At 74.0% G+C, this 23089-nt stretch carries 13 protein-coding genes; 7 read left to right on the forward strand and 6 right to left on the reverse strand.

Going from position 1 to position 23089, the window contains the following annotated elements:
- The first annotated feature begins 163 nt into the window (after positions 1 to 163).
- The 4 genes from NX794_RS21260 to NX794_RS21275 all read left to right on the forward strand — a co-directional run bounded on the left by NX794_RS21260 (position 164) and on the right by NX794_RS21275 (position 14643).
- Complete coding sequence (locus NX794_RS21260; protein WP_258780220.1) at positions 164 to 6019, forward strand: non-ribosomal peptide synthetase; 5856 nt, start codon at positions 164 to 166, stop codon at positions 6017 to 6019.
- A 59-nt stretch (positions 6020 to 6078) separates the two neighbouring features.
- A complete protein-coding gene (locus NX794_RS21265; RefSeq protein ID WP_258780221.1) occupies positions 6079 to 13104 on the forward strand; it encodes a non-ribosomal peptide synthetase in 7026 nt (2341 codons plus the stop codon).
- A 1-nt stretch (position 13105) separates the two neighbouring features.
- Positions 13106 to 14116 carry a 3-oxoacyl-ACP synthase gene (locus tag NX794_RS21270; protein ID WP_258780222.1) on the forward strand — a complete coding sequence of 337 codons (1011 nt, stop codon included), beginning with the start codon at positions 13106 to 13108 and terminating at the stop codon, positions 14114 to 14116.
- Positions 14117 to 14292: 176 nt separating this feature from the next.
- On the forward strand, positions 14293 to 14643 hold the full coding sequence (locus tag NX794_RS21275) for a hypothetical protein (RefSeq protein WP_258780223.1): 351 nt from the start codon (positions 14293 to 14295) through the stop codon (positions 14641 to 14643).
- A gap of 18 nt (positions 14644 to 14661) precedes the next feature.
- On the opposite strand, the gene NX794_RS21280 is transcribed toward NX794_RS21275, so the two are convergent.
- Positions 14662 to 15366 carry an SDR family NAD(P)-dependent oxidoreductase gene (locus NX794_RS21280; RefSeq protein ID WP_258780224.1) on the reverse strand — a complete coding sequence of 235 codons (705 nt, stop codon included), beginning with the start codon at positions 15364 to 15366 and terminating at the stop codon, positions 14662 to 14664.
- Between the two features lie 91 nt (positions 15367 to 15457).
- On the opposite strand from NX794_RS21280, the gene NX794_RS21285 reads away from it, so the two are divergent.
- Both NX794_RS21285 and NX794_RS21290 read left to right on the forward strand, forming a co-directional pair.
- Complete coding sequence (locus NX794_RS21285) at positions 15458 to 16057, forward strand: TetR/AcrR family transcriptional regulator (protein WP_258780225.1); 600 nt, start codon at positions 15458 to 15460, stop codon at positions 16055 to 16057.
- 130 nt (positions 16058 to 16187) lie between these two features.
- Positions 16188 to 16934 carry a dienelactone hydrolase family protein gene (locus NX794_RS21290; RefSeq protein WP_258780226.1) on the forward strand — a complete coding sequence of 249 codons (747 nt, stop codon included), beginning with the start codon at positions 16188 to 16190 and terminating at the stop codon, positions 16932 to 16934.
- A 130-nt stretch (positions 16935 to 17064) separates the two neighbouring features.
- On the opposite strand, the gene NX794_RS21295 is transcribed toward NX794_RS21290, so the two are convergent.
- From NX794_RS21295 to NX794_RS21305, 3 genes are all read right to left on the reverse strand, one after another.
- Entirely contained in the window at positions 17065 to 18675 is a 1611-nt protein-coding gene (locus NX794_RS21295) for an oleate hydratase (RefSeq protein ID WP_258780227.1), read from the reverse strand.
- Between the two features lie 218 nt (positions 18676 to 18893).
- Positions 18894 to 19589 (reverse strand): glycoprotein, encoded by a 696-nt coding sequence (locus NX794_RS21300; RefSeq protein ID WP_258780228.1) that lies wholly within the window; start codon positions 19587 to 19589, stop codon positions 18894 to 18896.
- Positions 19589 to 20182, reverse strand: coding sequence for an RNA polymerase sigma factor (locus tag NX794_RS21305; protein WP_258780229.1), 594 nt, complete (start codon positions 20180 to 20182; stop codon positions 19589 to 19591). Before NX794_RS21305 ends, NX794_RS21300 begins: the two co-directional genes overlap by 1 nt.
- A gap of 483 nt (positions 20183 to 20665) precedes the next feature.
- On the opposite strand from NX794_RS21305, the gene NX794_RS21310 reads away from it, so the two are divergent.
- Positions 20666 to 21499, forward strand: a complete 834-nt coding sequence (locus tag NX794_RS21310; RefSeq protein WP_258780230.1) for an SAM-dependent methyltransferase — start codon at positions 20666 to 20668, stop codon at positions 21497 to 21499.
- Positions 21500 to 21517: 18 nt separating this feature from the next.
- On the opposite strand, the gene NX794_RS21315 is transcribed toward NX794_RS21310, so the two are convergent.
- Both NX794_RS21315 and NX794_RS21320 read right to left on the reverse strand, forming a co-directional pair.
- Positions 21518 to 22450, reverse strand: a complete 933-nt coding sequence (locus tag NX794_RS21315; RefSeq protein WP_258780231.1) for a GlxA family transcriptional regulator — start codon at positions 22448 to 22450, stop codon at positions 21518 to 21520.
- A 10-nt stretch (positions 22451 to 22460) separates the two neighbouring features.
- On the reverse strand, positions 22461 to 23060 hold the full coding sequence (locus NX794_RS21320) for an isochorismatase family protein (RefSeq protein WP_258780232.1): 600 nt from the start codon (positions 23058 to 23060) through the stop codon (positions 22461 to 22463).
- Between the last annotated feature and the right edge of the window lie 29 nt (positions 23061 to 23089).

Genomic DNA, 23089 nt, shown 5'->3' on the forward strand with positions numbered 1-23089 from the left:
CGAGGTGTGCTTGTTAATATCCCGCATCTGACACCGGGGGTCCGGCCGTTCCGGACGCGGGTGCCAGAAGAACGCGGCCAACACCGCTCCCACCGCTGTCCCGAGAAACCGCGCCACTTCGCACGCTTCGCAGACTGTGCACAGCCGGACGGGAAGGTGTCGCATGCGCGGACGGCACGGGGACGACCGTCTCCTGGACGATCTCTTCACGGCGCGGGCCGCACGCACACCGGACGCGACGGCACTCGTGTGCGGAGCCGCACGGCTCACCTTCTCCGAACTGGACGCTCGTGTGGAGCGGTTGGCCGTCCTGATGGCCGCGCACGGCGTCCGCCCGGAGACTCCGGTCGGCCTCTGCCTGGAGCCGGGCCCCGGCCTGGTCGCCGGAACGCTGGCCGTGCTGCGGGCGGGGGGCGTGCTGGTGCCGCTCGATCCGGAGCACCCCGCCGAGCGGCTGGCCCGGTTGCCGGCCGACTCCGGCGCCGCGCTCGTCCTCACCGGCCGGGAGGCGGGGCGGCGGCTGCCCGCGCACGGCCCGGCCCGGCTGTACGCGGACGACACGGAAGGGCCGGGCGGCGCGGGGACCCCGGTCCCGGTGCGCCCGCTCCCGGCCAACGCCGCCTGTCTCCTGTACACCTCGGGCTCCTCGGGCCGGCCCAAGGGGGTCACGATCCCGCACGCCAACCTGGTCAACCTCTACCTCGACCACCAGTCCCGGTGCGCCGGGCCGACGGCGCGGGCGGCCGGGGGCCGGCGGCTGCGGGTGGCCCACACGCTCCCGCCGACCTTCGGCGCCTCCTGGGCGCCCCTGATGTGGCTGGTGGCGGGCCACGAACTGCACGTCGTCGACGCCCTGACCCGTGACGACCCGGAGGCACTGGCCGACCTGTGCGCCCGCTCCCGGCTGGACGTCCTGCACGACACCCCTTCCCGGCTGCGGCTGCTGCTGCGCGCGGGTCTGCTGTCCGGGGGCGGTCATCGGCCGCTCGACATCACCGTGGGCGGCGAGGCACCGGACACGGCGCTCTGCACGGAACTGGCCCGCGCCGACGACGTCGTCTGTCGCAGCACCTACGGCCCGGCCGAGGCCACCGTGGACGCGCTGAGCCGGCGTGTCCGTCCGGGCGGCGCGGCGCTGATCGGACGGCCCGTGGCCGGTGCGCGGGTCCGGGTGCTGGACCGGGAGCTGCGGCCGGTGCCCGCCGGAGAGACCGGCGAGCTGTGCCTGACCGGCCCCGGACTCGCCCGCGGTTACCACGGCCGGCCGGGGTGGACCGCCCGGAGCTTCACCGCCGATCCCTTCGGCCCGCCCGGTTCCCGGATGTTCCGCACCGGTGACCTGGTGCGCCAACGTCTCGACGGACAGGTCGAGTTCCTCGGGCGCGCGGACGACCAGGTGAAGTTCTCGGGGGCCGGGGTCGAGCCGTCGGGCTTCCCGCCGGCCGGTCTGGAGCAGGCCGAGGTGGACCGGCTCGTGGGTGACGGGCGCGCGGTGCGGGACCTGCTCCCGCTCACTCCCGTGCAGAGCGGCATGCTGTTCCACCAGCTGTCCGCCCCGGACGCGGGTGTCTACCTGAAGCAGGTCCATCTCGAAGTGCGGGGCGTACCCGATCCCGGCGCGCTGGCCCGTGCCTGGCAGCACACCGTGGAGCGGACGCCGGAGCTGCGGGCCGCCGTGGTGTGGGCCGACGCGGGCCGGCCCCTGCTGGCCGTGCACCGGCACTGCACCATGCCGGTCGCCCACCACGACTGGCGCGCGCTGCCCCGGGCGGAACAGGAGGAGCGGCTGCGGGACCTGCTGACCGCCGACCGCGCGGCACCCCTGGCCCTGGACCGGCCGCCCCTGATGCGGCTGGCCCTGGCGCGGCTGCCCGGCGACCGCGTCCGCGTGGTGTGGACCTTCCCCCGTGTGCTGCTGGACGACTGGAGCGTCTTCCTCGTCCTGTCCGACGTGTTGGCCCGGCACGCCGACCCCGACACCGGTCCGCCCGCGCGGCCCGCCTCCACCGAGTACCTGCGCCGGCCGGCGGCCCGGGACACCGCCGTAGCGGCCGGGCACTGGCGGGAGCGGCTGGCCGGGCTGCGTACGGCCACCCCGCTGCCCTTCGACCGGCCGCCCGCGCGCGCCCACCGCATCCGGTCGGACGCGGTGGTGGACGCCCGTCTCACCGCCACCGCCTCGGCCGAGCTGTACGACTTCGCCCGTCGGCACCGGGTGCCGGTGGACGTCGTCGTGCAGGGCATGTGGGTGGTGCTGCTGTGGCAGTACGGCGGTGTCGCGGACGTGTGCTTCGGGGCGACCGTCTCCGGGCGGACCCCGGACGTGCCCGGCGTCGAGGCCATGATCGGCATGTTCGTGAACACCGTGCCGGTACGGGTGTGCGCCGATCCGGAGGCGGAGCTGGCTCCCTGGCTGGCGGCGCTGCACGCCGAGCGGATCGCGGACCGGCGCCATGACCACCTCGCGGTGTCCTCCCTGCCGCGTCCCGGCGGACAGCCGGGCGGTGCCGCCCTCTTCGACAGCATCGTCGTGTTCGAGAACTACCCGGTGGACACCGCCGCGTTCGCCGCTCTCGGCGCAGACCTGGCCGACCTGGACGCGGTGGAGGTGACCAACCACCCGCTGAACGTGGTCGTCTCCGCCGGCGAGAGCCTGGCGCTGCGGCTGGTGTACGACCCGTACCTGTTCGACGCGGACACCTGCCGGGCCCTGGCCGGCCATCTGGTCGCGCTGCTGGTCGCGGCGCCCGGTGCGGCCCGCCGCCCGCTGTCCGCGCTGCCGTCCCCGCCCGGCAGCGCCCGCGGTCGGGCGCCCCAAGCCCCCACCGCACCCCCGTCCACCCGTGTCGCCCCAGAGGTGCGCCATGTGGCTCCCCGCACGCCCGCCGAACGCGCCCTGCCCGAGCGCCGCCCGGCCGACCCGGCGCCGGACACCCGGGCCTCGGCCGTGCGCACGCCTCTCTCCCCCGGCCAGCGGCGGCTCTGGTACCTGTACGAACTCGCGCCCGGCAGCCCCGAGTACAACTCCGTCCTGCCGCTCCGGCTGCACGGCCGGCTCGACCTCGGCGCGCTGGACACGGCCCTCACCACGCTCGCCGGGCGCCACGAGGTGCTGCGCGCCACCTTCGACGGCACCCACCAGAGCGTCCACCCGCCCGCCCCGGTGACGGCAGACCTGACGGACCTGTCGGCGCTGCCCCCGGACGCCCGCGCGCGGGAACTGGACCGGCTGCTGCGGGCGTACACCACCGAGCCCTTCGACCTCAGGCACGGGCCGCTGCTGCGGGTCCGGCTGCTGCGGCTCGCCGAGGACACCCACGTCCTGCACCTGGCGACGCATCACATCGCCTGCGACGGCTGGTCGATGGCGGTCCTGCTGAGCGACCTCACGGCCTGCTACACGGCGGCCGCGCACGGGGAGCCGCCGGCCCTCGCTCCGCTGCCCGCGCGGTACGCCGACTTCGCCGAGCGGCAACGGCACCGCGCCGGCCCGGACACCGAGGCCGGCCTCGCCTACTGGCGCCGGCAACTGGCCGGCGCGACCCCGCTGGACCTGCCCCTCGACCGGCCGCGCCCGGCCACCTGGCATCCGGCGGGGAGCACCGAGCGGCTGACGGTGACCGCCGACTCCACCCGGCGGTTGCGCGCGCTCGGCGCCGGCCATGACACCACCTTGTTCACGGTCCTGACGACGGCCGTGCAGCTGGTGCTCGCCCGGTACTGCGCGCAGGACGACATCCCGGTGGCCACCGTCGTCGCCGGGCGCGACCGTATCGAGTACGAGGGGCTGGTCGGCTTCTTCGTGAACACCTTGGTGTTGCGGACCCGGGTCGACGAGGCGCTGTCCTTCACGGGTCTGCTGGCCCAGGTCCGGGACGGCGTGCTGACGGCCTTCGACCACGCGGACACGCCCTTCGAGCAGGTGGTCGCGGGCCTCGGGCAGAGCGGGGAGCGAGGCCGTCCGGCGCTGACCCGGGTCGCGGTCGTCCTGCACAACACCCCGGCGGCGAAGGCCGGTTCGCCCGTTCTGCGGGTGACGGAGGAGGATGTCGACCTGCCCGTGGCGCAGTTCGACCTCGCTTTCGAGTTCCGTGAGCGTGCCGGGGAGCTGTCGGCCGAACTCCGCTATCGCACGGCCCTGTTCGACCGGGCAACCGTCGCCGGGATCGGCCGCCACCTGCTCGCCGTACTCGACACCGCCGCTGCCGCCCCCGACGTACCTCTGCACCGCTTCCCGTTGACCGACGCGGCGCAGCGGCGCGCGCTCACCGCGCCCGGTCCCGGACCGGTCCGGGACCTCGGGGGCGAGACGGTGACCGAGCTGTTCGACGCCGTCGTACGGCGCGCACCGCACGCCCCGGCGCTGCGGGTGCGGGGCCGGACGACGAGCTACGGCGAACTGGACCGCCGGGCCCGCGACCTCGCCGCCCGGCTGACGGGCCGGGGCGTGCGGCGCGGCGACCGGGTCCGGGTCGTCCTGCCGCCGGGTGCCGAGGCCGTCACGGCGTTCGTCGCGCTCGCCCGGATCGGGGCGGCCTGCCTCAGTGCCGAACCGGACGCGCCGGCCGGGCGCCTGGCCGCCATCGCGGCCGACTCCGGTGCCGTGCTGGTGCTGGACGCCGACACCGAGCTGCCTCCCGCGCCCCACGCCACGGCGCCGCCTCCCCCGGGGCCGGACGATCCCCTGGCCGTCGTCCACACCTCCGGCTCCACGGGCCGCCCCAAGGGTGTCGTCCTCACCCACGGCGGTGTGGTCAGCCTGCTGGCCGGTTACGCCGAGGCCTTCCCGGCCTGCCCCGACGAGCGGCACGGTCAGGTCGCCGACCTGTCCTTCGACGCCAGTGTGGGCGAGGTCTGGGCGGCGCTGTGCCGGGGAGCGTGCCTGTGCGTCGCCGAGCCCGCGCTGCGCCGCGACCCGCGCGCGCTGGGCCGTTGGGTCGCCGAGGAGGGGCTGACACTGTGCTTCTTCCCCACCGCCGTCGGGGAGCGGCTGTTCGCGGACGGCGCCCTGGCCGGTGCCCGCCGGCTGCGCCATGTGCTGCTCGGCGGGGAGCGGCTGACCCGGCTGCCGGCCGGTCCGGTGCCGTATGCCGTGGTCAACGGGTACGGGCCGGCCGAGACGACGGTCTTCGCCACCTGGTGCGACACGCGCGGGCTGCCGGACAGCGGGCCGCCGCCGATCGGCCGCCCCCTGCCGGGCGTGCGGGCCTATGTCCTGGACCGCCGGCTGCGTCCCGTGCCGCCCGGGGTGACCGGCGAGCTGTATGTCGCCGGGCCCGGTGTCGCGCAGGGCTATCTGGGCGCGCCCGGACAGACCGCCGCGCGGTTCGTGGCGGACCCGTTCGCCCCCGGCGCCGGCGGCCGGATGTACCGCACCGGCGATCTGGCACGGCGCCGTCCCGACGGACTCCTCGACCATCGTGGCCGTACCGACCGCCAGGTCAAGGTGAGCGGGGTGCGGGTGGAGCTGGACGAGATCGAGCACCTGCTCGCCCGGTGCCCCGGGGTGGCGGAGGCGGCCGTCGTCGCCGTCGACGGGGAGGACGGCCGTCCGGGCATCCGGGCCTTCGTGACGGGTTCCGCTCGTCAAGGCGGCGACCTGCGCGCGTGGTTGAGTCATCATCTGCCGCGCGCGGCGGTGCCCGGCTCGGTCGTCCCGCTGGACGCGCTGCCGCGTCTGCCGTCCGGCAAGACCGACCGACAGGCGCTCGCCGCCCGGGACGCACCGGGACCCGGCCCCGCGGCGCCCCTGGCCAGGCCGCCGGGTACGCCCACCGAGAAGTCCGTGGCCGACGCCTGGACGGCGCTGCTCGGCCGGGACGTGTTCGACGTGCGGGAGAAGTTCTTCGACGCGGGCGGCACCTCCCTGCGCCTGGTCGACCTGCGCGGACGGCTGGAGGAGCTGTGCGGCCGGGAGCTGCCCATCGTCCAGCTTCTCGAACATCCGACGATCGAGGCGATGGCACGGCTGCTGGACGAGGGCACCGGCGGCGCCCGTACCGCTCGGCACGACCTGTGACGAGCGCGCCGGGCCGGCCCCGAGACCATGACGACCGAGGACCGACCGGGAGTTGAGGAATGCGGCACGAGGACGTGGCGATCATCGGAGCGGCGGGGCTGTTCCCGGGGGCGGACGGCCTGGACGACTTCCACCGGCGGCTGCGCACCGGGTACGACGGCATCGCGCCACCCACCGCCGAACGGGTCCGCCTGCACGACGCGCCGCCCGGCGACGCCTACCTGCCCCTCGGCTACCTGGACCGGATCGACCTCTTCGACCACGCCTTCTTCCGGATCTCCCGGCGCGAGGCCGAACTCATGGACCCGCACCAGCGGTTGGTCCTGCAACTGTCCCACCAGGCGGTGGAGAGCGCCGGGTACGCCCCCGGCCGGCTGCGGGGATCGCGGACCGCGGTGTGCCTCGCGCACACCGACTCGCTGTACGACACGCTGTGCCCGGGCGACGACCCGCAGCAGATCCTCGGCACGCTGTCGGCCGCGACGGCGGCCCGAGTGGCGTACCTGCTCGACCTGGTCGGACCCGCGCTGGTGGTGGACACCGCGTGCAGCAGCGCGCTGGCCGCGGTGGCCCAGGCGGTACGGGCCCTGCGTTGCGGTGAGGCCGACCTCGCGCTGGCCGGCGGGGTCAGTGTGCAGACGGTGCTGACCGTGCGGGACGACCGGGAGACCCTGCGCGGCATCGAGTCGCCCAGCGGCTCCTGCCGGCCGTTCGACGCGCGTGCGGACGGCACCGTCGGGGGTGAGGGCGGCGGGATCGTGCTGCTCAAACCGCTGCGCCGGGCGCTGGCGGACGGGGACCCGGTGCTCGCCGTGCTCAAGGGCATCGCCGTGAACCACAACGGCTACCGCGCGGCCAGCATGGGCGCCCCCAGCCAGCGGGCCCAGACGGAGGTGATCGCCGCCGCGTGGCGGGACGCGGACATCGACCCACGCACTGTGGGATACGTCGAGTGTCACGGGTCGGCGACGCCGCTGGGCGACGTCGTGGAGGCCGACGCCCTGCGGCTGGCGTTCCTGGACGCCGGTGTGGACACCCCGTCCTGCGTGATCGGCTCGGTCAAGGGGGACATCGGGCACCTGGGCAACGCGGCGGGGATCGTCGGTCTGTTGAAGGCGCTGGGCGCCCTGCGTTCCGGGGTGCTCCCTGCGCTGGCCCACTTCACGGAGCCCAACCCGCTGATCGACTTCGACGGTCCGCTGCGGCTGCGTCCGGCCGGGGGCCCCTGGCCGGGGGCAGACGGTCTGCCGCGCCGTGCCGGGGTCAGTTCCTTCGGCCTGACCGGGACCAACGTGCACGCGGTGCTTGAGCAGGCCCCCGACCCGTTGCCCGCGCCGCCCCCGCCGTCCGGGGCCCCGGACGTGCGCCTGGTCACCGTCTCGGCGAAGTCCGTCGCCGCCCTGGACCGGTACCGCACCCGGCTGGCCGACTTCGCGGCGGGCACCGCACACGATCTGCGCACCCTCGCCCATGTGCTCAACCGCGGCCGGGACGACCACCCGCACCGCCTGGCGGTCACCGCCGCCGACCCGGCGGACCTGGCCCGCGCCCTGCGGTCGGCACCGCTGCCCGCACCCGAGGACGCGGCCGAACAGCGGCCCGTCGTGCTGCTGTTCTCCCCCGATGCCGTCATTCCGGCCGCGGAATGGGCGGAGTTGGCCGCCCTGGAGCCCGCCCTGGCGACCGTGACGCCCCCGTCCGGCACCGCCTCGCGCGGCGAGACGCTTCTCCGCCAACTCGCCCTGCACCGGCTGCTGGAGAGCTGGGGGCTGACCGGCACGCAGCTCGTCGGGCGCGGCACCGACGCCCCGGCCGTACGCGCCGTCCGGGGCGAGATGAGCACCGAGGAGGCGGCCCGTGCCGCCGACGCCGAGGAACCGGCCGCCGTCGATCCGGACCGGCTGCGCCGGGCGGTCGGCGCCTTCCGTGCCGAGGGGGCGGTGCTGGTCGAGATGGGTGCCGACGGGATGCTGTCCCGGGCCCTGCGCGAGGCGGCCCCGGACCTGCCGCTGCTGCCGCTGCTCGCCGGCGCCGGGACCCGGGGCCTGCTGGAGCGGTTCGGCAGGCTGTACGCACTGGGCGCCACGGTCGACTGGGAACGCCACTACCGCGGCACCGCCATCCCCCGCATCGCGGCACCGACGTACCCCTTCGACCCGGTGCGCTGCTGGCCCCGCCCCCCGGAGGGCGTCTCCCCGGCCACGGGGCGTACGACTCCCCGCACCTCGGTACCGGAAGACCGGCGGCCTCCCGCGCCCGGCCGGGGCGCGGCGGAGACGGAGCGGCTCGTCGCCGCCGTCTGGCAGGACGTGCTCGGCACCGGCGAACTCGACTCGGAGGCCGACTACTTCGCCCTCGGGGGCACCTCGATCGCCGGCATCAGCGTCCTGCGGCGGCTGGAACACGACCTCGGCGTCACCCTCACCTTCGCCGACCTGTACGCCCACCGCACCGTCCGCGCCCTGGCGGCACACCTCGCCGGCCGACAGCGATCGACCGAAGCTTCCACCGAGCGGCGGACCATCCCCTCGCTGGCCTCCCGCGACCGGCTCCCGCTGTCCTACGGGCAGGAACAACTGTGGTACCTGGACCGGCTGCACCCGCCGGGCCCCCTCTACAACATCCCGGCCGACCTGCGCCTGCGCGGCCCGCTCGACGCCGACGCGCTGCGCGGGGCGCTGGCCGACCTCGCCGCCCGCCACGAGGTCCTGCGGGTCCGCGTCCGCGACGAGGAGGGCGAGCCGTACGCCGAACCGCTGCCCGCCGGCCCCGACCTCACGCTGGTGGACCTCACCACCCTGCCGCCAGCCGAACGCGAGTCGCATGCCGTCGAGTTGGCCCACGAGGAGGCGCTGCGCCCCTTCGACCTCTCCGAAGGCCCTCTGCTCCGCACGTCGTTGCTGCGGCTCGCCGACGACGACCATGTCCTGCTCTACACCCACCACCACATCGTCTTCGACGGATGGTCGCCGTCGGTGTTCTTCCGCGACCTCTTCGCGCTGTACCGCACCCGGACCACCGGCGCGCCAGCCCAGCTACCCGAACTGCCCATTCAGTACGCCGACTTCGCGGCCTGGCAGCGGACCCGGCTGAGCGGCGAGCGGCTGGCGGCGGACCTGGACTTCTGGCGCGCCGAACTGGCCGGGCTGACCACCAGGCCCCTCCCCCTGGACCGCCCCCGCCCGGACGTGCAGGACGTCAGGGGTGCCATGGCCGAGTTCACCGTCGACGCCCCGCTCGCGGCCCGGGTGCGTGCCTACAGCCGCGCCCAGGGCGTCACCACCTTCGTCACCATGCTCGCCCTCGTCGACGCCGCCCTGTACCGCTGGGCCGGGATGACCGACGTGGTGGTCGGTGTGGGCACCTCCGGCCGGACCGAGCCCGCCACGCACGAGCTGATCGGCTACTTCAACAACCTGCCGCCCTTCCGCACCCGGGTGGAGGGGCCGCTGGCCTTCGGGGAACTGGTGCGCCGCTGTGCCGCGACCGTCGCCGGCGTGCTCGACCACGAGGACATGCCGTTCGAGAAGATCGTCTCCGCGGTCTGCCGCCACCGCGAGCCCGGCCGCCACCCCGTGTACGACGTGGCCTACACCTACCAGAACGCGCCCGCCCCCGCCCTGCCCCCCGGCGACCTGCGCCTGTCGAGGCTGCTGGACTCGGCGACGGGCGGCATCGCGCCGGGCACCGCAAAGTTCGACCTCACCGTGGGCGTGACCGACCAGGACGACGGCCCGCTGCACGGCTACCTGGAGTACGCGCTCGCCCTGTTCGACCACACCACCATGACCGGCCTGGCCGACTGGCTCCCCCGGCTGCTGGACGCCGCGCTGGAGGACCCCGGCCGCCCGCTGGACTCCCTGCCCGCCCCGCCACTCGCGCGGCCCGGCCCGCCCGCCGTACTCGTCGGCGCGGAGCCGGCCCCTCGGGATGAGCGGCTCGTCGGCGACCTGGTACGGCGACAGGCGGCCCGCCACCCCGACCGGCCCGCGGTGGTCACCGCCTCGGGGACCCACACGTACGCGGAGATCGACGCGGCGGCCGACCGGCTCGCCCGCGCCCTCAACGCCACCGGCGCCGGACCGGGAAGCCTGGTGCCGGTGGTCGCCGACCGGGGCCCGGACCTGGTCGTGGGCTGGCTCGGCGTGGTGCGGGCCGGCGCCGCCTTCCTGCCCCTCGACCCGGCCTGGCCGCGCGGGCGGATCGAGGACGTGCTGGACAGCGCCGGCATCCCGGCCTCCGCACCGGTGGTCGGCCGGCTGCCCGGCCGCCGCTGCCTGCCCGTACGCCCTGCCGAGCCCGGCGGCGGTGAGGACACGGTTCCGGTACGGCGGCCGGGGCCGGGCGATCTGGCCTACGTCGTCCACACCTCGGGCTCGACCGGCAGACCGCACGGCTGCGAGATCCCGCACGCCGCTCTGCTCGACCTCGTCCTCTGGTACCAGGACGCGATGGAGCTGACCGGCGACGACCGGGTGGCGCAGACGGCGGCACCCGGGTTCGACGCGGCCGTGCTGGAAATCTGGTCGGCCCTGTGCGCCGGCGCCACCCTGCACTTCCCGCCCACCGCGCTGGAGGAGCCGGGCGCGTTCCTGCGCCGGCTCGCCGAGGACGGCGTCACCGCGGCCTTTCTGCCGACCCGGCTCGCCGAGACCGTGCTGACGGAGTGCGCCTGGCCGCGACGGCTCCGGCTGCGGGTGCTGGCGACCGGCGGCGACCGGCTGCGGGTGCGACCGCCGGCCGACTGCCCGTTCCGGCTGCTGAACATGTACGGGCCGGCCGAGTGCACGGTCGTCGCCACCGCGGGGGTGGTCGAGCCCGACGGCACTACCGGGGTGGCCGGACCGGACGGCACCACTGGGGTGGCCGCACTCGCCGACCTGTCGGATCTGCCCGGCATCGGACGGCCCGTCACCGGCGCCTCGGTGTACTTGCTGGACGGCCACGGCGCGCCGGTCGCGGCCGGCGAGACCGGGGAGATCACCATCGGCGGCCGTGCCGTCGGCCGCGGGTACCGCGCGCTGCCCGGTCTGACCGCCCGGCGCTTCACCGCCGACCCGTTCGCGTCCGAGCCGGGCAACCGGATGTACCGCACCGGCGACCTCGGGAGACTGCGCCCCGACGGCACGATCGAGTTCCGGGGCCGTCTGGACGACCAGATCGAGATCCACGGGCAGCGGATGGAGCCCGCCGAGACGGAACGGGTACTCCTCACCCACCCCTCGGTCCACGGCGCCGTGGTGCTGCCCGCACCGGGCCCCGGCGGCACGGTGCGGCTGACCGCCCATGTGGCCACCGGGCACCCGGCACCGAGCGGGGAGAGCCTGCGCCAGTGGGCCCGGCTCCGGCTGCCCGCCTTCATGGTGCCGAGGACGGTCGTCCGCCACGACCGGCTGCCCCTCACCGCCACCGGAAAGCTCGACCGCGCCCTGCTGCGCCGGCTCGACCACGCCCCCCTGGAGGAGACGGCTGTGCCGAACACCCCGACCGCCCTGGCGAATGCCTCCCCCGACACGTACGGCACCCGGCACGCCGAGGAGGTCCTGACCCGGGTGGTGGCCGAACTGCTGGGCAGCGAACGGGTCCGGCCCGACGACAACTTCTTCGACCTGGGCGGGGATTCGGTGCTCGGTGTCCGGGTCGCGGCCCGCGCCGCCCGCTCAGGCGTCCACTTCACGCCACAGCAGTTGCTCCAGCACCACAGTCTGCGGGAGTTGGCGGCGGCGGCATCGGTCACCACGCCCACCACGCGGCCGGCCGACACCTCGGGCACCGGCTCCGGCCGAGCGGAGCCGGAGCCGGTGCCACTCACGCCGATCATGCGCACGTTCCTGGACCGTATGCCGCCGGGCGCACCGGACTTCGCGGACGCGCACCTGCTGGAGATCAGCGCGCGGGTCGGTGCCGAGGGCGTGCGGGCCGCGGTCGCGCATCTGCTGGCGCGGCACGAACCACTGCGCTACCACTTCCCCCGCAACACTCTGGGCTGGCGGATCGAGCGGGCCGAGCCGGGCGCCGTCGACGTGTACGACTCGCTGGTGCTGCCGCCGCTGGACCCGGCGGCCGAGCGCGCGTTCCTGACGGCCGACCTGGCGCGGCTCAAGGCGCTGGTCGACCTGGAGCGGGGGCCTGCCCTGCGCGTGCGCTACTACGACCGCGGGCACGGCCGCCCGGCCTGGGTCGTCCTGCTGATCCACCACTTCGTCTTCGACAACATGTCGACGGTCGTCCTCATCGACGAACTCGACACGCTCCTCGGCGAACTCGCCGCCGGCCGCCCGCTGCCGGCTCCCGTGCCGGTGCCGACTTGGCCCGCCTGGTCCCGGCACCTGACGCACATGGCGTCCTCCGACGAGCTGGCCGGTGAACTCGCCTACTGGACCAGTGTCCTGGAGAGCGGAGCCCGCTCGTACCCCGTCGGCGATCCCCCCTTCGGCGGACGGCCGGCGGGCGGTGCCGTGCAGCGCACGGTGGCGGCGGACCAGGTGGCCCCGGTGCTGCGCGGCGGCCCGGACGCGGAACCGGCCGCCATGACCGCGTTCGCCTGCGCCCTGGCCCGCCGGCACGGCACCCACACGGTCTCCGTGATGACGGAGGGCCGCGCCGAACCCAATGTCTTCCGCCCGGCCGGCCCCTCCCCCGCCATCGGCTGGTTCACCACCCTGCACCCGCTGACCCTCTCCGCCGACCCGGGCGCGGACGTCCTGGACGCTCTCGCGTCCGTCACGGACACCGTCCGCTCCGTCCCCAACGACGGTGTCGGCTACGGCATCCTGCGCCACCTGAGCCCCCGCTCCCCCGGCGTGGACCGGTTGCGCGCCCTGCCCGAGCCCGCGGTCCTGGTGATCCACGGCACCCACGACGGCTCCGGCTTCGACACCGGCGTACGGCTGCTGCGCGCCCGCCGCGACCTGACCTCCGGTGCCCCCCGACTGCTGCCGGGCGGCTTCCCCCTGGTCCTGACGTCGACCGTCACCGAGGGCGCGCTGCGGCTGGTCCTGCTCTACGACGACAGCCACACCGAGAAGGAGGCCGGCGCCCTCGCCGACGAGACCGTGCGCGCCTTCACGGAACTGGCGGGCTGAGGTGGCCGCCATCACCCTGCGCGCGGCCTCCTGGTATCTGCCGCCCACCGCCGTCGCCGTCGCGGACCTGCCGGAACTCGCCGGACTGCCGGCGGCCGAGCGGGAGGTGTGCGAGGCCCTGGGCATCGACGAGGTCCGCGCCGACGACGGCCTGAGCACCGTGGACCTGGCCCTGCGCGCCGCCCGGCAGACCCTCGCGGAGGCCGGCCTTGAGCCGGGAGACGTGGACGCGCTCGTGGTGGTGGAGCCCCGGGCGCCCGAGGCGTTCATCACCTCGGAAGTCACCAGGCTCCAGGCCCTGCTGGGCGCCGACCGGGCGCTGACGTTCTCCGTCGGCGGTCTCGGCTGCGCCTCCCTCACTCCGGCCCTGCTGACCGCGCGGGGCCTGCTGTACGGCGACCCCGACGTCCGTCACGTCCTGGTGGTCCACGGCAGCCGGCCGGCGGCCCCGCACCGCTACCGCCATCCGGTCACCGTGTACGGCGACTGCGGTCAGGCCCTGCTCGTCACCCGTGACGGCGGCCCGGTGCGCGTCACCGACATCCTGATGGAGAGCAGCGGCGCCTACTGGGACCTGTTCCGTGTCGACTTCCGCGACCGCCCCGAGCAGGCGTGGCGGGAGGTGTGCACGGACGTGCCCCGCTATTCGTTCACCCTGGCCATGGAGAGCCGGGTCCGGCTCCGCGCGCTGCGTGACCGGCTCCTCGACCGCAACGGCCTGCGCCCGCCCGACATCCGCCACCACGTCGGCCAGAACCTCTCCCTGGGGGCCTTCCGCTTCCACGAGGAGGCCCTGGGCGTCGCCCTCGACCCCGCCTGCCGCGACAACCTCCGCCGCTTCGGCCACCTGGGCGCCAACGACCCCCTCTTCAACCTCTACACCGCCCTGACCCGCGAGAACCCGGACCGTCCCGGCCCCTCCCTCGTCCTCAACATCAGCCCGGTGGCCTCCTGGAGCGCGCTGCTGGTGGAGAGCGGCACCGGCTCCGACGTCCGCTCGCACGCGTTGTGACCGGGGAGGGAGACGCGGTGCCGGGGCGGGTTTCGGAGACGTCGAACTGACCGTCGACCAGGCCGATCGTGTGATCGGGCAACCGATAGGGCGGCGGCAACCGGCCGGACCTTCACCCCTGCCACCACACTGACAGGCACCCCACCGCTTCCCCGAACGCCCTTCTGGAGTGCCGGATGTCCCTCGCTTCTTCGTCCCCCGGAGGGCCGGCCGACGCCGACACCTTCCCGGCCGTCTGCGACCACACCCACCTCTTCCCGGGCGCCCGCCCCCGCGTCCAGGGCCTGCCCGACCCGGCCGCCTTCGCAGCTGAACCCAGGCCGGTCGAGGTGGACCTGCGCTTCTCGGACGGGGTGATCACCAACGCCGAACTGCGCACGCCCGAGCCGGGCGCCGTCCTTCTCGGCGTCCCGGCCTACACGACCGCCGCGGGTACTCCCGTCGACGCACGCACGTGGCTGGTCCGCGAAGTCAGCCACGTGGACGACGAGGTCGAACTCCGCATCGGCGGCCTGGCCGTGAGCTGACATCCACGCCTCACCCTCCTACCAAGGGACGGTGTTGCCGTGCCGGTCGAGGAATTGCAGGCCGGGGGCGCCGGCCTGGGCTTCGAGGACGTCGGCGACGGCCGGGATGCTCTCCTCGGGCAGGAGGGGTGCGTCGGGGCCGCCGAGCCGGGTCCGGTTGTGGCCGGGGTCGATAAGCAGTTTGGTGTGGCCGTCGTCGGCATGACGGGTGGCGTAGCTGCGCATCAGCTGGTTCAGCGCGGCCTTGCTGGCCTTGTACAGCTCGTAGCCGTCCTCGGTGTTCAGCGTGATGCTGCCCTGCTCGGAGGACATCACCGCCACCGTCCCACCGGGGGCGACGAGCCCGCGCAGGGCTTCGAGCGTACGCAGCGGGCTCAACGCGTTGGTGATCATCACCTCGGTGAACATCTCGGTCGAGACCTCGGAGATCGGCAGGTTTCCCCGGTCCATCGCGGCGTTGACGAACAGCAGATCGAGCCGACGGCCGGCCAGTCGCTCGCGCAGCGCGGCCAGCTGACCAGAGCTGGTCATCTCCAGCGTTTCAACGGCCAGCCGCCCCTCCCGGGCATCGGCTCTCGCGCGCAGCTCACCGCCGTCCCCGCGTGCCGTGGCGATGACGTGCCAGCCACGGCGAGCCAGCTCGTCGGCGAGGACGAGCCCCAGCCCCCGAGAGGCTCCGATGACGAGGGCCTGGCGCGGCTGATGGTGAGGCGTGCCGGACATATGCGCTCCTTCGTGGCGAACAGACTTTCAGAGTAGACGCGACGTCGCGTCTAGGCAATACCCCGGACGGCTGCCGGGTAGGGTGTGCCGTATGTCCGGCGCCAGTTCACAGCCCCCCAGACCGCGCTCAGGCAACCGGCGCGACGAGGCCGCACGACTCGCCGTCCTGCACGCCGCGGACGACCTCCTCGCCGAGCACGGCTTCAGTGCGCTGACCATCGAGGCCATCGCCCGCCGCGCCGGCGTCGCCAAGCAGACGATCTACCGCTGGTGGCCCTCGAAGGTCGAGATCCTCCTCGACACGCTCATCGAGGACAGCCGCAAACGCCTTCCCGTCCCCGCCGACAACCCCACGGCCGACAGCATCCGCGGCTACGTGCACGACTTCGCGCGCTTCCTCGGCGACGATCCGGCCGGCAAGGTCCTGCTCGCGCTCATCGCCCAGGCGCAACACGACCCCGGCACCGCCGAGAGCTTCCACCAGCGCTACCTCGCCCCACGCCGCGACCAGGAACGCGACATGCTCGCGCACGGCGCCGAGGACGGCCAGATCTCCCCCCGGCTCGACCCCGACGCCACGATCGACGCCCTGCTCGGCCCGATCGTCTACCGCGCCCTGACGGGATCGAGCGTCCCCGGCAGCCTGGTGGACACCCTGGTGGACGACCTCCTCAGACCGCGCCCGAACTGACCTCCGGCACTTGACCGTTCCTATCCGAGGGCCGGGCGCGCCAGGGGCCCGACATGGTCGCACTTCCGCTGTTCTGCCGGCGGCAGAACACCCGCCGGACCCGGCTCGACGATCACTACAGTCCAGTCTCATGACGACGATCACGACGCGTACGGTCGAGTATCCGGCCGACGGTTTGACGATGATCGGGCACCTCGCGCTCCCGGTCGGCGCCGACCGCCGGCCCGCTGTGCTGCTCGGGCCAGAGGGCATGGGACTCAGCGACGTCGAGCGCCGCCGGGCCGATGCTCTCGCCGAACTGGGATATGCGGCGCTGGCCTTCGACCTTCACGGCGGGCGCTACTTGAGCGACCCCGAGGAGATGCTGGCCCGTTGCCTGCCGCTGCTCGCTGATCCCGACCGGATGCGGGGCATCGGCCACGCGGCGCTCGACGTGTTGCGCACCGAACCGCGGACCGACCCCGACCGGATCGCCGCCGTCGGCTACGGCACCGGGGGCGCCATCGCGCTGGAACTCGGGCGCGACGGCGTCAGCCTGCGCGCGATCGGGACAGTCAACGCACTGACCACGGGCCGACCGGGCGAGACGGCGCGCATCCGCTGCCCGGTGTGGGCCGGGGTCGGATCGGAAGACCCGATCATGCCGCCCGCGCAACGGAACGCCTTCACCGCCGAGATGCAGGCCGCGGGCGTCGACTGGCGCCTCGTGGTCTACGGCGGCGCCTTGCACGCCTTCCACCACCCGCCGGTCGGCCACCCCGTGGTACCCGGCGTCGGCTACCACCCACGGCACGCGCGGCGAGCCTGGCGCGACGTCGTCGACCTGCTCGCCGAGTGCCTGCCCGTGACGGAGGATCTGGAGGCATGGCCCCGGTGACCATGGCGGCGCCAGGCACTGACAGTCCCCTCCCTTCACGTCCACGCAGGTGCCGTCGCCTCGGCGAGATCGATGCCGGCTGCCACGCCCCGCACGCCCACGCCCCCGTAGGGACACCCGGCGAGCCGGTTCAGGAGTCGTCGCCCCGGCCACGGACCAGGGTGCGGGTGGCGCGGGCGGCGACCTGGGGGTCGCGTAGGCCCTGGTAGACGGGCGGGATGGCGCGGTCGACGCCGAGCAGGGTGTACATGGCCAGCATCGCGGCGTGGACCGAGTACTCCACGGTGAAGACGACGTCGTCGGGCATCTCGACGAACTGGCCGGCGAAGGCGAAGTTGCGGGCGCCTTCCGGGACGACCTCGGGCCGGTCCCCGGGGGCCCGGCAGGCGAAGAGGGCCGAGGCGTACGGCATCATCACCGTGGTGACGTCCGTGGTCTCCAGGACGTGGTCGAGGAGGTCGTCGAAGCCGAGCTGGCGCACGAGTTCGGTGAGGATCTCCCTGCCCGTCGCCTCCGCCATGGGCTTGCGGACGTAGTCGCCCGGGCGGTCGATCTCGAAGCCGTAGCCCCACAGGGTGTACGTGTTCTCGGGCATGTCCGGGAAGTGCGGCTGGTAGGGGACCACGATGGAGAGGTGCCAGCCGGACTCGACCCAGGTCATCAGCGCGCCCGTGCCCGGTTCGTTGCCGGTGTGGGCGGTGATGCGCTTCAGCAGGGCATCGTCGCGCAGGGTGAGGGTGAACGACTCCCATTTGTGCTCGTCGACGTTGCCGTAGAAGGACATGGGCCGTCCGAAGTCGTCGGCCTTGCGGGCGATGGTCTCCCACAGGGACCAGCCCTGGTCGCGGCGGTCGCGGACGAGTTCCGGCACGGTGTCGTTCCCGCCGTAGGTGGAGTCGGCGGTGATGGAGCCCAGGGTGAGCAGGGCGAAGTCCGCCGGGCCGAGGTCGATGTGGCCGGTGCCGTCGGTGTCCTGGATGTGCAGGCGGGTGGCGCGGCGGCCGGTGGCGGGGGTGCCGCTGAAGTCGACGTCCAGGACCCGGGTGCCGAAGCGCACGTCGACCCCCTGCGCGACCAGCCAGCGCTGGAGCGGTACGACCATGGAGTCGTACTGGTTGTAGACGGTGCGGCGCACCCCGGACAGGGTGTGGATGCGGGGAAACTCCTGGACGAACCGCAGGAAGTAGCGGCGCAGTTCGGCCGCCGAGTGCCAGCGCTGGAAGGCGAAGGTGGTGCGCCACATCTGCCAGAAGTTGGTGGTGAAGAAGTGCGGGCCGAACACCTCGTCGATCCGCTTGCTGCCGAGCAGCTTCTCCGGGGTGCCCATGAGGCGGGTCAGCTCGCCGCGGTCCCGGACGGAGAAGCCGAAGTCCGAGGCGTCGAGGACGCGGTGCCGGCCGTCGATGAGGCGCGCCTTGGCGTGTGTCCCGACCTTCTCGTTGAACGCCCGGATCTCGTCCGTGACGCTGGTGTCCGGGTCGTCCCGGGACGGGATGGAGCTGAAGAGGTCCCACACGCAGTGATACGCCTCCTCCTCCAGCATGCGTCCGCCGCGGGTCACGTAGGCGTCGCGGTGGGCCGGGGACCTGGCGCCGTCCAGGGAGCCGCCCTCGATGTCCAGCTCTTCGAGGATGTGGATCCGCTCGCCCGGCAGGCCGGCATCGCGGATGGCGAAGGCCGCCGCCGCCATGCCGGCGATTCCGCCGCCGACGATCCACAGCTGCCGGTTGTCGTCACTCATTGTCAGCACCTTCGTTTCGGACTGGGCTCCGTTCCGAACGTAGTGCCGCAGCGCCTCTTCCTCGCCCCATCCCGACGAGCGCGGGACCTTCGGCCCCCGGTGGCGGGCGGATCAGAGCCGTTCGGCCCCCGGTGACGGCCTCACGGCGGCCGCGAGCGAGCAGTGCCGGCCGAGCGTCGAGTGGCGCCTCGCGCTCACCGTCCGCGCCGGCGATCCGGTCATCTCGTCGTGACCGCCGGTAGCCGGATGAGGGTGTGGTCCGGTCGGGGGATCTCGCCGAAGTCGTCGTCGGCCGGTTCGACAGGGAGGCTGTGGATCACGGCCTGCAGACGCGGGGGGAGGGAGGGGCGGCGGCCCTGCCAGCAGAGGCTGATCAGGTCGCGGCGGACGCTGTCGGGGAGCAGGGCGGCCCGCTGGGGTGCCGCGTGGGAGGGCCGGGCCGGTTTGCGGGAGCGGGCGCGCAGTTGGGAGTGCCAGTAGGCGGCGGTGCGGTGTTCGGAGCGCTGCTGGTGCAGGAGGGCCAGGCAGAACGCGGCGGTACGGCTTCCGGCGCCGGCGGCGAACTCGAACCAGAACTGCGCGGGGTCGGCGTAGCCGGCAAGGTGGAGGAGGGCGGCGAAGACGAGGGCGCCCTCGGGCTCGATGGGGTCGGAGTCGAGCAGCCGGCTGAGACTGAGGTGGGCCTGGGGGGCGTCCACGATGAGGCTGACGGCGAGGTCGAGATCGTGCGCGGCCTGTTCGTGCACGGTCGGGTACGGAAGGGGGAGGCGGGAAGCGACGGGCTGCTCGGCGGCGGTGCCGACGCGATGCAGGGCGGTGCCGGTGTCGTAGTCCTGGTAGGTGTCGGTGAGGGCTTCGGCGGCGGCCAGGGCGGTGGCGATGTCGGCGACGGGTTCGTGGTCGGTACGGGCCACTAGTTCTCCCCCTCCTTGTCGTCCTTGTAGGGGATGTGCAGTTGCTTGGCGAGCGAGCGCCGGGCATGGCGGATGTGGGAGCGGACCGTGGCGCCGTCGATGCCGAGGTACTCGGCGACCTCCGCCTCGCCCATGCCGAGCAGGAAGCGGAGCAGGATGACGTCGTACTGCCGCTCGGGAAGGGCGGAGATGGCGGCGTAGAGGCCGATCTCCTGGGAGATGACGCGCAGTTCGTCGCGCATCTCGTGCATGAGCAGCTTCTGTACGGCGGTGAGGTAGGCGGCGTCGCCGACCTGCGGCTCCAGGCGGCGTTCGGCGAGCCAGCGGTGCACTTCCTCCTTCAGGACCTGCCAGGCGTACTGCGGCACGGACTCCTGGAGCAGGGCGTGCGGCCAGGTCTTCTTCAGGCGGACGCAGGCGGCGTCGACGACGGCCTCGGCGCTCGAACGGCTGCCGACCTGGATGTGGGCGAAACGCATCCAGAGTTTGCGGTGGTAGTCGTGGAAGGCCTCGAAGGTCAACGCCAGCCGCCCGGACCGGGCGCGCGGTAACGCGGCATGATGCCGGTGGAAGTCGTCCAGGGGTGGGAGCACCGGGCCTCACCCTCGCCGGCGACGGTGTCGGACCGGGCCGCGGAGACGGGGAACGCCCCGCTGGTGGTGTATTCCGGCGCGCACGGCGGCGAGGGGTCGGGGGCCGGTCACCCTGGTGACCAGTTCGATGTCCACGAGCGTCCTGTTCGGCTGTGCACCGCACCGCATCAGGTCGAGGCGACGTCGGTGTGGGAAATACGCTTTCCCGTTCATCAGCCAACCGGATCAACGGCCGTCTTGTGCAAGGTGCTCGCGGGATTTCTTCACTGACGGCCAGGGCATGGCTACCCATCCGTATCCCAGGCGATGCCTTCGAACAGGTTTGTCAGCGTTGGTCCTTGCGCGACGCCGTGCGCAACGCTGGCCGATCTTCCGGTTGTCCCGGCGGCTTCGGGGGGAGGAAGCTCAGCATGGCGGACAGGGGTGGCGCACCCTGGCGTACCGTCGCGAAGACAGCATCCACGCCGAACTTGGGGGACGGGCATGGACGACAGCAGCACCGTGCGAGACGGCGGCGACGTGGTCGATCTCCAGCTGGACCGGCCGCACTCGGCCCGTATGTACGACTACTACCTCGGCGGGATCACCAACTTCCCCGCCGACCGGGAAGCGGCGGCCCGGGCCATCGCCGCCTTCCCCGCCGCCCTCATCGCCGCCCGCAGCAACCGCGCCTTCATGCGCCGCTCCACGCGCCACGTCGCCCGCCTGGGCATCGAGCAGTTCTGGGACATCGGCACCGGCATCCCGACCTCGCCCAACCTGCACGAGGTCGCCCAGGGCGTCACCCGCCGGGCCCGCGTCGTGTACACCGACAACGACCCGATCGTCCTCACCCACGCCCGGGCCCTGCTGCACAGCCACCCCGACGGCGCCACCGCCTACATGCAGGGCGATGTCACCGATCCCGACGCCCTGCTCGCCCATCCCACGCTGCGCTCCACGCTCGACTTCGAGCGGCCCATCGCGCTCAGCCTGAACGCCCTGCTGCACTTCGTGAGCGACGAGCAGGACGACGCCCACGGCATCGTCAAGGTCCTCAAGGACGCCCTGCCCTCCGGCAGCGCCCTCGTCATCAGCCACGCCACGCCCGACTTCGACCCCGAGGCCATCGCGCGACTCGCCGCCACCTACCGGCAGGCCGGCACCCCCGTACAGGCCCGCACCCGGGACGAGATGGCGCGGCTCTTCGACGGCTGGCAGTTGCTCGATCCGGGCGTCCAGCCCATCCTGCGCTGGCACCCGGACCCCGAGGAGGCGCACCTCACCTTCACGGACGCCGAGGCGGCCTGCTACGGCGCCGTCGCCCGCAAGCCCTGAGCCCCGCACCCAGGGAGTTCACGCGCCGTCGGCATCCGGACCGCCGGTGCGGGCGCGCAGCCGGCGCAGCATGCGGGCGTCCTGGAAGCCGACGGCGCGGGCGGCGCTGTCGACGGTGGTTCCGTGGCTGATGAGGTGTTCGGCCCGTTCGAGCCGCAGCGTCTGCTGGTAGCGCAGCGGGGTGAGGCCGCCGGTGGCCCGGGTGAAGAGGCGGGTCAGGGTGCGTTCGCTGACGCCGACGGCCGCCGCCAGCGCGGGCAGCGGCCATGGCCGGTCGAAGCGGGTGTCGAGCAGGTCCTGGGCGCGGTGCACGATGTCGTCGAGGTGGGACCGGTACCGGAGCATCGCACTGGCCTGCGGTTCGTGGCCGTTGCGCCGCGCGTAGACGACCATGTCCCGGGCGACCTGGGCGGCGACGGCCGGGCCGTGGCGGGTGGCGATCAGGTGCAGGGCGAGGTCGATGCCGCTGGCGATGCCGGCCGACGTGACGACCCGGTCGTCCGCGGTGTAGAGGACGTCGCGGACGACGGTCGCCCGGGGGTAGCGCCGCGCCAGCTCGTGCTGCACGTCGTGATGGGTGGTGCAGCGCCGGCCGTCCAGGAGTCCCGCCCGGCCGAGGGCCTCGGCTCCGGCGCAGACGCTGGCGACGGTGCCGCCCCGCGCGTGGTGGTCCCGCAGGGCCCGCAGGCTGCCGGCACCGAGGACCGGGCTGTCGGCGAGGGCGGCCGTCCGCCAGCCCGGCACCACGATCAGGTCATCCGGGCCGAGCTGGGGCCAGGCGAGGCCGGCCAGCAGGGGCACGCCCTGCGCGGTGGGGACCTGCTCCTGCTCGGCGACATAGCCGAGGGTGTAGGGATGCCCGAGGCCGGACGCCGTGGAGAAGGCCTGCGCGGGGCCGGCCAGGTCCAGCAGGTGCAGACCGGGGACCAGGAGGAAGACGACGTGGTTCACGATCCGGTCATCATGCCTGACGTCCGTGCGCGGTCTCCAGTTCGGCGACGGTGGCGATGGTGGCGAAGCGCCCGGCGAGGGCGTACTCGGTACGCCGGATGACCTCCCGCGCGCTGAGCGTGCGGGGGTCGGCCAGCAGCTCGGCGACGCTCTGCCCGGCGGGGGCGTCCCGGTGCGGGAGCGGATGGGTCGCCGTGGCGTCGACGGCGAGGGTGACCCGGTAGCCGAGGTCGGCGGCGAGGCGGGTGGTCGTCTCCACGCACTGCTCGGTGCGGATACCGCACACGGTCAGCTCACCGATGCCGCGCTCGGTGAGGAGCTGCTGGAGATTGGTGGTGGTGAAGGCGTTGTGGGACGTCTTGCGGACCAGCGGCTCCCCCTCCTCGCGGCGCAGCCCCTCCATCAGCCGGACATGGCCGAGGGCGGGATCGAACACGCCGCCGCTGCCCGGTTCCTCGTGCAGGACCCACACCACGAGATCCCCGGCGTCGCGGGCGACCCGGACCAGGCGGCTCACCTGGTCGGCGATCTTCGGCTCGGAGACGACCGGCCACAGCGGCTGGGCGCGGAAGGACTCCTGGACATCGATGACGATCAAGGCTCGGTTCATGCCTCCATCCTGCTCGGGACGGGTAAGGC

The sequence above is a fragment of the Streptomyces pyxinicus genome, from assembly GCF_024753135.1.
Taxonomy (GTDB): domain Bacteria; phylum Actinomycetota; class Actinomycetes; order Streptomycetales; family Streptomycetaceae; genus Streptomyces; species Streptomyces pyxinicus.

What these genes read in the sequence shown, in the direction of transcription:
- NX794_RS21275 (WP_258780223.1), top strand. Translation starts at nt 14,293, where the DNA reads ATGTCCCTCGCTTCTTCGTCCCCCGGAGGGCCGGCCGACGCCGACACC.
- NX794_RS21295 (WP_258780227.1), bottom strand. Translation starts at nt 18,675, where the DNA reads ATGAGTGACGACAACCGGCAGCTGTGGATCGTCGGCGGCGGAATCGCC.
- NX794_RS21320 (WP_258780232.1), bottom strand. Translation starts at nt 23,060, where the DNA reads ATGAACCGAGCCTTGATCGTCATCGATGTCCAGGAGTCCTTCCGCGCC.
- NX794_RS21280 (WP_258780224.1), bottom strand. Translation starts at nt 15,366, where the DNA reads ATGTCCGGCACGCCTCACCATCAGCCGCGCCAGGCCCTCGTCATCGGA.
- NX794_RS21290 (WP_258780226.1), top strand. Translation starts at nt 16,188, where the DNA reads ATGACGACGATCACGACGCGTACGGTCGAGTATCCGGCCGACGGTTTG.
- NX794_RS21285 (WP_258780225.1), top strand. Translation starts at nt 15,458, where the DNA reads ATGTCCGGCGCCAGTTCACAGCCCCCCAGACCGCGCTCAGGCAACCGG.
- NX794_RS21310 (WP_258780230.1), top strand. Translation starts at nt 20,666, where the DNA reads ATGGACGACAGCAGCACCGTGCGAGACGGCGGCGACGTGGTCGATCTC.
- NX794_RS21265 (WP_258780221.1), top strand. Translation starts at nt 6,079, where the DNA reads ATGCGGCACGAGGACGTGGCGATCATCGGAGCGGCGGGGCTGTTCCCG.
- NX794_RS21260 (WP_258780220.1), top strand. Translation starts at nt 164, where the DNA reads ATGCGCGGACGGCACGGGGACGACCGTCTCCTGGACGATCTCTTCACG.